This window comes from Collinsella aerofaciens (genome assembly GCF_015553355.1).
GTDB classification, from domain to species: Bacteria; Actinomycetota; Coriobacteriia; order Coriobacteriales; family Coriobacteriaceae; genus Collinsella; species Collinsella aerofaciens_V.
On record NZ_JADNGN010000023.1, the window covers coordinates 21,758 to 36,397 of the forward strand.

The following is a 14,640-nucleotide window of genomic DNA, read 5'->3' on the forward strand; positions in this document are numbered from 1 at the left end:
CATAATAATCGTTCTTATTGCGTCGTTAGCTAAGACCTGCTTTGCTTCGACATTGAGTAGTGTTTTTCATGATTTGAATTGGATGCCTTTAGATGCTTGACTAGTAGAATCGGTATGGCAAATCTCAATAAACAAATCCGTTAATACCGTTGCCCGCCTGATAAAGAAAGTGGTATGCATGATGGCTTAAATGTTAAGAACGTTTCCGTCATGGCCGGGTCTGGAGATGAGCAAGAAGGTTTCCGAGGCGAGGGCTCGCTCGACGAGGAGCTCGAACAAGATGGTCACCGTGATGGCGGCGAGAATCATCTCGGAGAAGTCTTTAAAGGTAAAGACCTCGAAGTAGAGGGCAGAGTCGGCTCGACTTGACGTCATGAATAAGGTTGATGCCGAGCAGATTCCCTGAGCGCAATATGGAACGATACTTCTTAATCTTACGTTGATAGCCGACGTCATCATATTGGGCTGCTTGGATAGAACAACCGTTGCCTGTTCTCTTGTAGGCGGGCTTGCGGCGATTAATGTTCTCAATCAATTTGTGTCCAACCACTCTTCGAAATAGTGATGCTGCGCTATGATGTCCTAAATGAAAAACGAAGGTCTGCCATAGGCCATTGTTTTGCTAGGGGGTTCCTTCCTAACGGAGGGCATCCCCTAGTTTTAGTTAGATGGAAATTGGGGCGAACGGCTGCATTTCTGATCGTTCCTGATTATCTCCCTGTTGGGTTGATTGACTTACTGTAAGATGTCCTCAGTGATACAGTCGCCGTGGACTCTACGTGAGGCGGCGACAAAGAAGGGTCGTTGTTCGGTTTCCGGCAACGGCCCTTTGACGTTTCCGCGGCTACTGGATGTTGTTGCGGATGCCGCCTTTGTTGCTGGAGCCCTCGATGCGGAGTCGTTATTTCGGAAGTGCGGGGTAAAATTGGAAACCTCCGAGCATAAACCGAATTTCGGCAACAAAACCGCAGGTTGCGGAAGGGTGAAATCGGGGTCTGGTTCCCAGATCTCGGTTTTACTCCGCACTTCCGGAATCGTTCGCCGGAAGTATGCGGCAAATTTCGGAACCCTTGAGCACATCGCCCTTTTCATGAAAAGAACCCGCAGGTAGAAACGTTGTCGCTACTCAGTGTGGTCAGCATGTCAAGAATTTGCGTCATACTTCCGGATTGGGCACCAGCTTGGTTGGGTTGTTTATCGATTTGGGGCTGCGGAATTTACCTTATACCTTGTTATTTGTATTTAAATAGATACACTTAACTTCTAAGTTAAGTGTATCTAGAAATGGGAGGTGGCCTTTGGCAGAAGGATATGAACTTGTCGAATATAAAGACCCCAAGGGCCGCCCGTTTTGGGAGCTGACGACTTCTCCTGACAACTCTCAATTTCAGAAGATGATGTCAGACACTATCGTAAAAATGCCGCCCGTAAAATGATCAACCTGATTTCAAAAATCTATGATTATGGGTTAAAGGTCGCGAGTGGGACCTCAAAGCTACGATGTATTGATTCTAAGATCGGCCTCTATGAACTTAAGGGGTTAACGGGGTTAATCGAGAGATGATTTATGCCATATGTTAAGGCGTAGACAAAATCGTTCTTCTATTTTGGTTTAAAGGGCATCAGGGATTGGGAAATATCAGCAGGGAAATCGAGCGGGCCAAGCGACTGAACGTAATAGCGCGTCAGCTTCTGGAGCCTGGGCGCTGACTTTTATGCCTGGCTTCTGAAACGGAGAATACAATGAATAAAGTAGATCTATCTGATTTTTATGCCGAAACAGAAAGTAGCGAAACGCGCGCTTATGAACATGCACTAGATATTGAGTTTATTGTTCATCGCGAAATGAAACGTTTGGGATTGAGTAAAAGTGAGCTGGCAAATCGTATGGGCATAAGCCTTCAGTCGCTTTCTAAGCTCTTGAATTCTCAACCTAATATGACTCTAAAGACGATTGCAAAGTTCGAACTTGCTTTGGGCATTAAGATCGTTCCGCAGGTTATCGTCAGCTATTCCAAAGAACTGCCGTTTCTTTCATCCAATGATTCCGTGCGAGAGCAATGTGCATTGCCTGCCATTCTCCCTGCAGAGCTGTCAGCAGATTGCGATGTGCCCTTTCAGAGCGAATAGCAGCCTCTCAATGAGCCTGAGCCGGACGAGTTGCCATCCCCACATCCTCTAGAAAAGTTCTTAAAACAGCCTTAAAGGCGCCTTGGCTCGCGTTGACAGCGTGCAATACGCATGTTTAACTATGACAAATGTGGATTTTAGGGGAGGGGTGCGCCATGGAGGTGCTGGTTGTTGGCAACACCGCATATGTTGACGATGACTTTTGTGCCAAGGCGTTCCCCGGGGACCATGTGCAGGTCGTAGCCGCGCAGTACACGCGCCGCGACGAGTCATCGCCCCATGCCTCGTGGAAAGAGCTTCTGCAACATCTGGAGCAGGCCTACGAGTTCGACCGCGTGGTCTACCTTTCCAATTACCTTACCCCGCATGTCGATAGCGTGGGCGATATCGAGCTGCTGCGCTCGGTCTTTCGCGCGTGCATGGGTAGCCGGATCCAGCTGTTGTATATAGCAGGGCCCGCAGGTGCCGAGGGCGCCGCCGATGCCGCGGGGCGAACGGGCAAGGGTATTATCGCGCACGCGGCCAACGACCTGTGCCGCTACTACGCTGCTCGCGAGGGCGTTCAGACCAAGATCCTGCGCGTGCCGTTCCTGTACACCGCGTCTGCCGCGCTGGAAGATCCGTTTTTGGTGCCGCTGTTCGACGCGTGCTCAACCGGGTCGGTCGCTCTGCAGGGCGCGCAAGATGCGGCGTTTCCCCTGCTGTGTGCCGAGGAGCTTGCGGTGCTGGTACGCCGTATCTTCGACAGCTGGGGCGCCTCCTTTGAGACGCTCGACGTTGCCGATGCCTTCCATCACACGGCGGGTGAAGTGGGCGAGGCTCTTCAGGCGCTGTTCCCAGGGCTCTCAGTTGCCTATGGCGATTCTGCCGGCTACGGCCTGCCCACCAGCGACTTCGCTCGCGTGCGCTATGGTTGGTTTCAGCGCTGCGACTTGCTGCGCGATCTTTCGACCATTCAAGCGCGTTGGGATGCTGGCCGCGCAAAGAAGGTCAACCCCTTACGCGACGCCATCGACCGCATCCAGATGCACTCGCTGCCCATCAAATGCCTGGAGACGGGCGTTGCCTGGGTTCTGTTCGAGGTGCTGGAGCATCTGTTCTCACAATCGGCCCAGCTCAACGTGCTCGATTATCGCCTGCTCTACGTGGTGCTGATCGGCATGCTGTATGGCTTGGACTTTGGCCTGGTTGCGGCGCTGCTGGCGTCGGTGGGTTTGGCAGCCAGCTATTTTACTCAGTACGGCTATACCTTCCAGGGTCTGTTCTATGAGCCGTCTAACTGGCTGCCGTTTATTGCGTACTTTGTTGTGGGTGCCGTGTGCGGCTATGTGCAGCTGCGCAACAGCGAAGCCATTAGGGCGGAGCGCGATCAAAACGAGCTCGTGCGCAACCGCAATACGTTCCTTACGCAGCTCTACCACGACGCGATCGAGGATAAGCGCGCGTACAGGCGCCAGATCGTGGGTCGCCACGACAGCTTTGGCAAGATCTTTGCGGTGACGCAGGAGCTCGACATGCTCAACCCACGCGACATCTATCGCAAGTGCTGCGAGCTTTTGGGCGAGATCCTCGAGAACGATTCCGTGGCGATCTACCATGTTTCGGGCGGGGCATTTGCACGCCTGGTGGCTGCAAGTCCCGCGATTGCCGAAGATGCCGCACGCTCGCTCACGCTTGAGCAGCTTGCACCTCTTTTGGGCGACGGGGGTCGTTCGAACCTGTGGGTGAACCGCGAGCTGACGCCGGGGCTTCCCATGTTTGGATACACGATCGAGCGCGACGGGGCACCCGCCGTGTTGATCTTTATGCGTAGCGCGGCCGAAAACCAAATGACCCTCTATTATCAAAACCTGTTCCGCATCTTGTGCGGCCTGGTCGAAAGCGCGCTGGGCCGTGCCTTTGACTATGAGGCGGTGGCGCAGGATAAACGCTGCGTTGACGGCACTTGTGTGCTCAAGCAGGCTGCCTTTGGCCAAGAGCTCGCGGCAGAGCAGGCGCTGGCAGATAGCAAGATGGGGAGTTTTTTGCTCCTGCGCGTGGTACCGGGCATGGAGCCTGTCGGCGAGCTGGTGGGCGCAATTGGGTCGGCAATCCGCGAGAGCGACGCGGCGGGCTTGGTCGACGGCGACGTACTCTACCTGCTTATGCGTCAGGCAAAGGCGTGCGATCTGCCCATTATCCGCGAGCGCCTGAGCGCAAAGCATATTGCGGTGGAACCCGTCGACGGCGAGGACATCGTGGCGTTGTTGCAGCACATCTCTTACACCGGTGACGGTGAGGGGGGTGCCGCTTGATCTCGCTTGTCGTTGCTGCCGTCTTGCTGCTGATTCATGCGTTGGTTTGCCTGATGCTGTGGACGCTCATGAAGCTGGGCCTGCTGCCGGTGCGCGGGCACATGCTGGCTGTGATAGTGCTGGTGCCGCTGTGGGGTCCGTTGATGGTGGTTCTGCTATCGGTCTGCAGCGCGATGTTTGGCGAGGGGCTGAAAGAGTCTGCGCTGGAGTCGCTGCGCTTCAACGACGACCTGCATCGTAGCATGTCGGTACCGAGTGCTGAGGACGATGCGGGCGTAGTGCCGCTCGAGGAGGCGCTCATCGTCAATGACCCGGCATACCGGCGCCGCCTAATGCTCTCCATGCTCACCGAGGAGCCCGACGCTTACCTGGCGCAGCTGCAGGCGGCTAAGCTTAACGACGACGTTGAGGTGGCGCACTATGCCGCGACGGCGGTGGCGCAGATCTCCAAGGAGTCCGACCTTAAACTGCAGCAGCTGGAGCGTGCCTTTAAGACGGACCCGAGCGCGCAAAACCTCAACGAATACTGCGATTTTCTTGGTGAATACTTGGGCTCGGGCTTGGCCGAGGGGCGCGTGGCTCAGATTCAGCGCCAACAGTACGCGCGCCTGCTTGCGCGTCGCTGCGAGCGCGAGGATACCCTTGAGCTGCGCATTCGATACGCGACGGCTCTGGCCGATGTCGGACAGATCGACGAGGCGCAGGCCGTGACCGACCAGCTGGTGCTCGACGTGCCCGACGAGCAGGAGGTTTGGATGCTTTGCCTGCGCCTGGCCGTGATGCGCCGCGACGGTGACGAAGTCCACCGTGTGATCGATGCGATCGACAAGCAACATGTGTACTTAAGTGCCGCCAACCGCGAGGAGCTGGCTTTTTGGCGCAACGGAGAGGAGGCCCGATGAGCGTGGTGCAGCATATCCGCGACCGTGCGGGCCATTTTCGCTGGACGGGACTGCTCGTGGTGTGGGTGGTCTTTATTGCCATGGCCGCCGTGCTGCTGGTGGAGCGTGCCGGCGTGCAGTACAGTGCGGGCCAGCATAAGCTGGGGATGCTTGCTGCCAACGATGCGGTGCCGGCCTCCTCGGCGATATTTGGCCAAAAGCCCACGTGCCTGGTCATTACCGATACCGACCAAGCGGGCGTCGAGGATGTAAAGGAGCAGTTTGACCAGATTCTGCTCGACATGAAGATCGCGCACCGCGATGTGGACCTTGCTCTGGACGGCGCGGATGCCATCCCCTCGCTGACTTCCTTTGATTGCGTGATTTTGCTCATGCCGTCTCTCGATAGGCTCGGTACGCACCTGACCGACATTATGAGTTGGGTGAGTGCCGGTGGTTCGCTTATGCTCGCCATGCCGCCGGATAACTCGAGCTATCTGCAAGTGATTGCCCCCAAGCTTGGCATTGAATCGGCCGGATACGACTATGTAAAAGCCGAAAGCATTGTGCCGAGCAATGACTTTATGCTGGGCGGGGGAGAGCGCTATGAGCTCTCGGATCCCTTTGATTCGTCGCTTTCGGTATCGCTGCGCGAGACGGCGCACGTGTGGGCAACGACCGGCGACGCGGGCGCCCCGATCATTTGGTCCAATGATTTCGGTGACGGGCGCACCGTGGTGTGCAATATCGGTGTCTACGACAAGGTCATGCGCGGTTTTTACGCCTCGGCGATCAGCTTGCTGGGCGATGCCACGGCCTACCCCGTCATCAACAGCGCCGTCTTCTATCTGGACGACTTTCCCAGCCCCGTGCCCTCGGGCGACGGCACTTACATTAAGCGCGACTACGGCCTTTCCATTGCCGATTTTTATGCCAAGGTCTGGTGGCCCGATCTGCAAAAACTCGCGCAAAAATACGGCATTCGCTATACCGGCGTGATGATTGAAAACTACGAGGACGCGGTCAATCAGACCGAGCCCGCGCGCCAGCCCGATACCACGCAGTTCCGCTACTTTGGCGGCATGCTGCTGCAGATGGGCGGAGAGCTGGGCTTTCATGGCTATAACCATCAGCCGCTGGCGCTCTGGGATACCGACTATGGAACGCTGTACGACTACAAGACGTGGAAGAACAAGGAGACGCTCGTCGCATCGCTCAACGAGCTTATCGCCTTTCAGGACGAGGTGCTGCCCAACGCGCACGGCTCGGTCTACGTGCCGCCGTCAAACATCCTTTCGGCCCGCGCGCGCAAGATTATTGGCGAGGACGTGCCGCGCATTAAGACCATCGCCAGTACGTATTTTGAGGACGGCACCGATCTTCCGTACGTGCAAGAGTTTGGCGTGGCGAGCGACGGCATCGTGGAGCAGCCGCGCATTGTCTCGGGCGGCATGGTCGACGATTCCTATATGCGCCTGGCTGCCGTGTCCGAGCTCAACATGCACTACGTGAGCACGCACTTTATGCACCCGGACGACCTGCTCGATCCCGATCGCGGCGCTACGGAGGGCTGGGAGGTCTACAAGGGCGGCCTGACCGACTACCTGGACTGGCTTACCAAGTCTGCGCCCGACCTGCGCCACCAGACCGGCTCGGAATGCTCGGGTGCCATCCAGCGCTTTTCGTCCGTGACGGTGAGCGTGGATACGAGCGACGACGCCTGGACGCTCAGTCTGGGCAATTTCCACGACGAAGCGTGGCTCATGTTCCGCGCCAACAACGGCGAGCCGGGTGCGGTCACGGGTGGCGAGATTACGCATCTGACGGGCGACCTGTACCTGGTCAAAGCCACGGACAAGACGGTGACCATTGCGCGCAAGGAGGGTGGCGACAAATGAGAATCTGCTTGGTGCTCGAGGGCTGCTACCCCTACGTGCACGGCGGTGTGTCCACCTGGATGCACGGCTACATCACGGCCATGCCCGAGCATGAGTTTGTGCTGTGGGTGATTGGCGCCCACGCCGAAGACCGCGGCAAGTTTGTCTACGAGCTGCCCGACAACGTCGTCGAGGTGCACGAGGTGTTCCTGGACGATGCCCTGCGTCTTTCGGGCGAGCAGGAGGAAGTCGACTTCGACGACCGCGAGCGTGAGGCGTTGCGCCGTCTGGTTTCGCTCTCCAATCCGGACTGGGACGTGCTGTTCGATATCTTCCAGCGCCGCCACGTGCATCCGCTCTCATTTTTGCAGAGCCGCACGTTTATGGACATCTTCCGCGACGTGTGCCTGGCCGAGTACCCGTATACGCCTTTCGCGGACGCCTTCCACACCATGCGTTCGATGTTGCTGCCCGTGCTCTATCTACTGGGCAGTGAGGTTCCGGTGGCCGATGTGTACCACGCCATCTCGACCGGCTACGGCGGTCTGCTCGCAAGTTTGGGCTCCAGCATGAATAACGCGCCGGCATTGCTGACCGAGCACGGCATCTATACCCGCGAACGCGAGGAAGAGATCATTCGCGCTGACTGGGTGGTGCCTTCGTTTAAGGACCGTTGGATCCGCTTTTTCTACCTGCTTTCGGAGGAAATCTACCGTCGCGCTTTTCGTGTGACGAGTTTGTTCCACAACGCGCGCAAAACGCAGATCGACATGGGTTGCGATGCAGAAAAATGCCTGGTTATCCCCAACGGCATTCAGTTCGACCGCTTTAAGGACATTCCCTTAAAGCCCGATGACGGCTGGGTGGACATTGGCGCGGTGGTGCGCCTGGCGCCCATCAAGGACGTTAAGACCATGATCTATGCCTTCTTTGAGTTGCATGAGCGCTTGCCGCACGTTCGCCTGCATATTATGGGTGGCGTGGACGACGAGGAGTATGGCGCCGAGTGCCATGCGCTGGTGGAGACATTGGGCGTGCGCGACCTGATCTTTACCGGCCGCGTCAACGTGGTCGAGTACATGGAAAAGCTCGACTTTACCATTTTGACGAGCATCTCGGAGGGCCAGCCGTTGAGCGTGTTGGAATCGCTGGGCGCACGTCGCCCCTGCGTGACGACCGAGGTCGGCTGCTGCCGCGAGCTGCTCGAGGGCGCCCCTGGCGACGACTTTGGCGTGGCTGGATTCGTGAGCCCGCCCATGTATCGCAAGGGTCTGGCCGATGCTATGGAGCGCATGTGCGCGAGCCGTGCCCGCCGTCTGGAAATGGGGGAGCGCGGTCAGCGTCGCGTGGCGACCTATTACCTACACGAGCAGATGCTCGCCAACTATCGCTCACTGTACGACGAGACGGCTCGCGCGTTCAATTTGCCCAAGAGAGGGGGAGTAGTCGGTGGCCGGAATCGGTTTTGAGCTCAAACGCCTGTTTGGGCGCAAGGGCCTGTTTGCCACGATGCGCGCCTATGGCTACGCCGGCATTGTGTGCACGGGCCCCATGCTGCTGGGCGTGCTGCTGCAGGTGGGCATTTTGGTGCTATGCGGCCTGTGGGGTGTGGGCCGTGCCAACCAGGACCTGCTGGTGTGCATGGTGACCTATACGCTGCTGGCGTCGCTTACGCTCACGAGCTTTTTCTCCATGCCGGTCACGCGTTTTTTGGCCGACATGCTGTTTGCTGAGCGCGAAGAAGAGGTCTTGCCTTCGTTTTGGGGCTCCAATGCCATCATGCTCATTGCGGGCACGGTGCTCTACGGCATCTTTTTGCTGTTTTCGGGCGCCACGCTGCTGCAGGGGCTGCTGTGCCTGTGGCTGTTCAACATTATGATCGTCAACTGGAACGGCATGAGCTACCTCACGGCCATTAAGGACTACCGGGGTATTCTGTGCAGCTTTGCCGCGGCCATTGGCGTGGCGTGCCTGTGCGCCTTGGCCGCGCTGGCGCTGGGGCTGCCGCCCGTCGAGGGCCTGCTGGCCTCGATCGCCCTGGGCTACGGTGTGATGCTCGCCTGGGACGTGGTGCTGCTGTACCGGTATTTTCCTCAGAGCGATCGCAGCCCCTGGCTCTTTTTGCGCTGGCTCGACCAATTTATGCCGCTGGCGCTCACGGGCCTATTTACCAACCTGGGACTTTTTGCGCATCTGGTGATTATTTGGGCGGGGCCCATTGGCGTACAAGTCAAGGGCTTGTTTTATGGCGCGCCCTACCATGATGTGCCGGCGCTCATCGCGTTTTTGAGCATTCTGGTCACGACCGTCAACTTTGTGGTGTCGGTCGAGGTCAACTTCTATCCGCGCTACCGCGACTACTACAGCCTGTTTAACGACGGCGGCGTGGTGGGCGACATCGTGGTGGCCGAGGAGGAAATGCTTGCCACGCTCAACCGGGAGCTGCGGTTTTGCGCGCTCAAGCAGCTGTTTGTGACGGCAGCAGTCATCTCGCTCGAGACCACGGTGCTCTCGGCCCTGCCACTGGGCTTCAACAACCTGATGCACGGGTATTTTCGCACGCTGTGCGTGGGCTATGGCCTGTATGCTGTGGGCAACACGATTCTGCTGATCTTGCTGTACTTTACCGACTACAGGGGCGCCGTGCTTGCCTCCGGGCTGTTCGCGGGCGTGGCGGGGCTGGCGACCATCGTTTCGCTGTTCTTTCCGCAGCAGTTTTATGGCTTTGGCTTTTTGCTCGGCGCGGCGGTGTTTTTTGTTGTGGCGCTCGTGCGGCTCGATACCTATACCGCCAACTTGCCGTATCGTATCCTGAGTCAGCAGCCCATCGTGGCGACCGACAAGACGGGTCGCTTTACGGAGTTGGGCTGCTTGCTCGACCGTGCCGAACAGCGCTACGAGGAGCTGCGTCTACAGGGCGAGCCGCATGGTGCGTTTGAGCGCACGGTGGTCCGTGTGTATCGCAATCGTTGGGGAGGTCCTGATGACCGATAGGATGATATCGCGTCGCCGCTTGATTGAGGCGGCTGCCGGCACATTGCTGCTTTCGGGCTGCTCTTCGCAGGACGAATCCTCGACAAAAAAGACCAAGAAGCAGGACAAGATTAAAAAGGCCGATGCGTCTAGCGAGATCAAGCATCTTCGCGACAAGGACGAGCTGTACGAGGTTTACGACGACTCGGGCATTGTGACCATGTACCTGACGGTCTCGCGCGGCAATAGCTCCGAGAACACGGACCACAGCTGGGCCGAGATCAATACGTACTCGGTCTACGACTATGCCGACATGGGCGTGACGCGCTATCAGGTTATGGGCCTGCTGCAGGCGGGCGACGATAAGGGCCCCGTTGCTGGCGAGGTGGGCTATGGCGAGGAGGCACCCAACGCCACGGTGCAGGTGCGCGGTCAGACGTCGAGTACCTATACGCAAAAGAACTACAAGGTGGAGCTCAAAAAGGGCAAGGGCACGTGGCGCCAGCAGCGTGCGATTGCGCTCAACAAGCACATGGGCGAGGGCATGCGCTTTCGTAACAAGATGGCCTACGATCTGATTCGTGGCATTCCCCAGATGATGGGCCTGCGCACGCAGTTTGTGCACTTATGGGTGTGCGACCAGACCGAAAAAGCTAACGACACCTTTGAGGACTACGGACTGTTTACGCAGGTCGAGCAGCTCAACAAGACGGCGCTCAAGGCCCACGGTCTGGATAAGAGCGGGCATCTCTATAAGGTGAACAGCTTCGATTTCCATCGCTTCGAAGACACCATTAAGCTCGCCGATGACCCCGACTATAACCAGACGGCGTTTGAGGGCATGCTCGAGATTAAGGGCGATTCGGACCATACCAAGTTGATCGAGATGCTCGATGCGCTCAACGACGATACGCAAAAGATCGACGACGTGCTCGACACCTACTTCGATACCGAGAACCTGGTCTATTGGATGGCGTTTCAGATCTTGACGGGTAATTGCGATACGCAGAATCGTAACTGCTATCTGTACAGCCCGCTTAACTCCAAGGTTTGGTACATCCTGGATTGGGACAACGACGGCATGCTGCGCAAGCTTGAGCTGAGCCTGACGGGGTTCTCGGATTATGCGAGCTGGGAGCGCGGCGTGAGCAACTACTGGGGCAACGTGCTGTTTAACCGCGCGTTGCGCAGCAAGTCGTTCCGCAGCGAACTCGATAGCGCCGTCAAGGACCTGCGCTCGTATTTGACCGAAGAGCGTCTGAGCAAGATGGTCGAGCATTATCGTGAGGTCACGGAGCCGCTCGTCTTTGCTGCGCCCGACCTGGAGCATCTGCCCGTGACCAAGGACGAATACGAGCAGATTGCCGCGGCGATTCCTTCCGAGATCGAGGAGAACTATAAGAGCTATCGCGAGAGCTATAAGAAGCCCATGCCGTTCTACATCGGCGTGCCGCAGATCGATAACGGTAAGCTGCGCATCAACTGGGACGCCGCGTACGACTTTGATGCGCGCGACATTCGCTATACCGTCGAGCTGGCGCGCGATTACGCCATTAGCGACGTGGTCTTTAAGGCCGAGGATGTGCTGCTGCCCGAGGTGACGTGCGACGCGCCCGACACCGGCCAGTACTTTGTGCGTGTGCGCGCCAACAACTCCGACGGCTATACGCAAGATGCGTTTGACTACTACGTGACCGATGACGGCAAGCAGTACGGCATGAAGTGCTTCTACGTGCAAGACGGCGGTAAGGTCGTGGAGGACACGTATGAGGAGGGCTGGCGTGCTGCTTGAGCGCCTGGCGGCCCCGCCTGCGCGTGCTACGCAGGAGCGCTACCGCCACGAACTCAAATATCTCATTAACGAGGGCGAGCACGCCGCGCTTGCCTGTCGCATGTCGCCGGTCTTTAAGCTGGACAAGCATGCACGGGCGGGCGGTTACACCATCCGCAGCCTGTATTTTGACGACTACTGCAACTCGGCCTACGAGGAAAAAGACGCCGGTATCCTGATGCGCAAAAAGTATCGCGTGCGCATCTATAACGGCAGCGACAAGGTGATTAAGCTCGAGCGTAAAAAGAAGTACGGCAGCTGGATCTACAAGGAGGATGCGCCGCTCACCCGCGACGAGTTTGAGCAGGTCCTCGCCGGCGACTATGACTTTTTGCTGCGCAGCCCGCATCAGCTCTGCCGTGAGTTCTATATCGAGTGCATCTGCAACATGATGCGCCCGCGCACCATCGTGGACTACGAGCGCGAGCCGTGGGTGATGGACGAGGGCACCGTGCGCGTTACGTTTGACATGAACGTGCGCGCGGCTGTGGGAAGCTTCGATATTTTTGACGCGACCTTGCCCGCATTGCCCGTGCTGGAGCCGGGCAAGCTGGTGATGGAGGTCAAGTTTACCGAGTTTTGCCCGCAGCTGGTGCGTGATATGGTACCGCCGGGCGCGGCGGAGCTCACGGCGGTCTCCAAGTACTGCCTGTGCTACGAAAAGACCGCCTACTTGCGCGGCTTTAACTACTGGGAATCGGATTATGAGAACCGAGGGGATATTTAGACCATGAGCACCAGGGACTTTTTTAAGAACTCCGTCTTGGAGGCGTTTGGCCAGGTCGACCCTGCCAAGATCGGTCTGTCGCTGCTCGTGGCACTCGCCATGGGCATTCTGATCTATTGCGTGTACAAGCGCTTCTTTACCGGCGTGGTGTACTCGCGCAGCTTTGCCGTGACGCTCGTGGGCATGTGCGTGCTCACCTGCATGGTGACGCTAGCGATCTCGACCAACGTGGTCATCTCGCTCGGTATGGTCGGTGCTCTGTCCATCGTCCGCTACCGTACGGCGGTCAAGGACCCGCTCGACCTGCTGTATCTGTTTTGGGCCATTACCACGGGCATTACGGCGGGCGCCGGCATGTATGCGCTCGTGGGGCTCACGGCAGTGGTGATCGTGGCGATGATCGCTAGCTTTGCGAGCCACCAGGACAAGGCGCGCGTGTACATGATGGTCATCCACTACACGGGCCAGACCACCGGCGATGATATCGTGCGTGCATTTGGACGCACCAAGTTCACCGTTAAGTCTAAGACCATGCGCGGCGACAAGGTGGAGATGGCCGTCGAGGTGTTCTCAGACGGTGTGGATATGCCCTATGCGGATGCCATTCGCGCGCTCGAAGGCGTGGAGGACCTGACGTTAATCCAATACAACGGCGAATACCACGGCTAACTATGTTCCGGCGTTCGTCAGAACGCCGGAACGAACAGGTATCATTGTGTAAGCGATTTCAACGACAGGGGTGCTCGTGGTAAAGATGAAAGATGTGGCCGAGCTGGCCGGCGTTTCGAGTGCCGCCGTCTCGCGCTACCTCAACGGTGGATATATCTCGGCGGATAAGGCCGCGCGCATTAAGCAGGCGATTGAGCTGACCGGATACGTGCGGTCCAGCCAGGCTCGCGCGCTGCGCACCGGCTCCACCAAACTCATCGGCGTCATCGTGCCCAAGATTAACTCGGAATCCGTTAGCCGCATTACCGCCGGCATTGGCCAGGTGCTCGGTCACCGTGGCTACCAGATGCTGCTCGCCAATACCGACAACGCCCCTGATCGCGAGCTCGAGTACCTCGATTTATTCCAAAATCACCCGGTCGATGGCATTGTACTCGTGGCGACCATGATCACCGACGAACATCGTGCGGCCATTGCGTCTTGCCACGTGCCCATTGTGCTGATCGGCCAAAACGTCGAGGGCGCGGCTTGCGTCTACCATGACGATTTCGAGGCTGCCTTTGAACTGGGCCATGCGCTTGCGGGCCGTGTGGACGGCAAGATTGCCTATATTGGAGTTACCGAGGAAGACCGTGCCGCCGGTTACGACCGTCGTCGTGGTTTTGAAGCTGGTCTGGGCGCCGCGGGTGTTGTGCTCGATCCCGAGCTGATTCGCCGCGGGTCCTTTACCCTCGATTCCGGCTATCGTGCGTCGCGCGAGCTGCTGGGCGAAGTACCCGATGTTTCGTTTATCGCGTGCGCGACCGACACCATGGCGGCCGGTGCCCTGCGCGCTCTTGACGAGGTACGTGGTATGGGCGAGGGCGTGCGTCGCGTGAGCGGTTTTGGCGACAACGCATTTTTGCGCGCGCTGACGGGCGGCATTCCCACCGTGCATTACGGCTACCTGACCAGCGGCGTTGAAGCGACCAATATGTTGCTCAACACGCTCGATGGCGTGGAGGGGGAGAGTGGTCTAAAGACGCTCAAGCTCGGCCATCAGCTTATGAATGTCTAGGCTTTGGCACGTCTGCCCGCCTCTGAGACCTCCTGTTTTGCCTTAAAACCACCATTCGCCGGCTTATTCCTACCGTTCATCCTGCTATGAAAACGATTACAGACATATGAAACTGAAAACGATTGGCTCTGTTAGACCAGGATTGACATACATGTGTCCCCACGGTGCCATATCGTTGACCCCATAGACCGCGATGATGGG

At 57.7% G+C, this 14,640-nt stretch carries 11 protein-coding genes; 10 read left to right on the plus strand and 1 reads right to left on the minus strand.

What is annotated here, in order from left to right; all coding sequences use genetic code 11:
• Positions 1-186 precede the first annotated feature (186 nt).
• The gene (locus I2D57_RS06645) at positions 187-375 is read right to left on the minus strand and encodes a hypothetical protein (protein ID WP_195361916.1); all 189 of its coding nucleotides are present in this window, start codon (positions 373-375) and stop codon (positions 187-189) included.
• Positions 376-1,743: 1,368 nt separating this feature from the next.
• Here I2D57_RS06645 and I2D57_RS06650 point away from each other — a divergent pair.
• From I2D57_RS06650 to I2D57_RS06695, 10 genes are all read left to right on the plus strand, one after another.
• Positions 1,744-2,130, plus strand: a complete 387-nt coding sequence (locus I2D57_RS06650; RefSeq protein WP_195361917.1) for a helix-turn-helix transcriptional regulator — start codon at positions 1,744-1,746, stop codon at positions 2,128-2,130.
• Positions 2,131-2,285: 155 nt separating this feature from the next.
• Positions 2,286-4,424: a DUF4118 domain-containing protein gene (locus I2D57_RS06655; RefSeq protein ID WP_195361918.1), complete on the plus strand. Its 2,139-nt coding sequence runs from the start codon at positions 2,286-2,288 to the stop codon at positions 4,422-4,424.
• Positions 4,421-5,326: a tetratricopeptide repeat protein gene (locus I2D57_RS06660; RefSeq protein ID WP_195361919.1), complete on the plus strand. Its 906-nt coding sequence runs from the start codon at positions 4,421-4,423 to the stop codon at positions 5,324-5,326. The genes I2D57_RS06655 and I2D57_RS06660 overlap by 4 nt, the downstream gene beginning before the upstream one ends.
• Positions 5,323-7,203: a DUF2194 domain-containing protein gene (locus I2D57_RS06665; RefSeq protein WP_195361920.1), complete on the plus strand. Its 1,881-nt coding sequence runs from the start codon at positions 5,323-5,325 to the stop codon at positions 7,201-7,203. The genes I2D57_RS06660 and I2D57_RS06665 overlap by 4 nt, the downstream gene beginning before the upstream one ends.
• Positions 7,200-8,651 carry a GT4 family glycosyltransferase PelF gene (gene pelF, locus I2D57_RS06670; protein WP_195361921.1) on the plus strand — a complete coding sequence of 484 codons (1,452 nt, stop codon included), beginning with the start codon at positions 7,200-7,202 and terminating at the stop codon, positions 8,649-8,651. The genes I2D57_RS06665 and pelF overlap by 4 nt, the downstream gene beginning before the upstream one ends.
• The gene (pelG, locus tag I2D57_RS06675) at positions 8,632-10,176 is read left to right on the plus strand and encodes an exopolysaccharide Pel transporter PelG (protein WP_195361922.1); all 1,545 of its coding nucleotides are present in this window, start codon (positions 8,632-8,634) and stop codon (positions 10,174-10,176) included. The genes pelF and pelG overlap by 20 nt, the downstream gene beginning before the upstream one ends.
• Positions 10,166-11,947 carry a CotH kinase family protein gene (locus tag I2D57_RS06680; RefSeq protein WP_195361923.1) on the plus strand — a complete coding sequence of 594 codons (1,782 nt, stop codon included), beginning with the start codon at positions 10,166-10,168 and terminating at the stop codon, positions 11,945-11,947. The genes pelG and I2D57_RS06680 overlap by 11 nt, the downstream gene beginning before the upstream one ends.
• The gene (locus I2D57_RS06685; protein WP_195361924.1) at positions 11,922-12,713 is read left to right on the plus strand and encodes a polyphosphate polymerase domain-containing protein; all 792 of its coding nucleotides are present in this window, start codon (positions 11,922-11,924) and stop codon (positions 12,711-12,713) included. Before I2D57_RS06680 ends, I2D57_RS06685 begins: the two co-directional genes overlap by 26 nt.
• 3 nt (positions 12,714-12,716) lie before the next feature.
• Positions 12,717-13,382: a DUF4956 domain-containing protein gene (locus I2D57_RS06690; RefSeq protein WP_195361925.1), complete on the plus strand. Its 666-nt coding sequence runs from the start codon at positions 12,717-12,719 to the stop codon at positions 13,380-13,382.
• An 85-nt stretch (positions 13,383-13,467) separates the two neighbouring features.
• A complete protein-coding gene (locus I2D57_RS06695; protein WP_195361928.1) occupies positions 13,468-14,439 on the plus strand; it encodes a LacI family DNA-binding transcriptional regulator in 972 nt (323 codons plus the stop codon).
• The last annotated feature ends 201 nt before the right edge of the window (positions 14,440-14,640 follow it).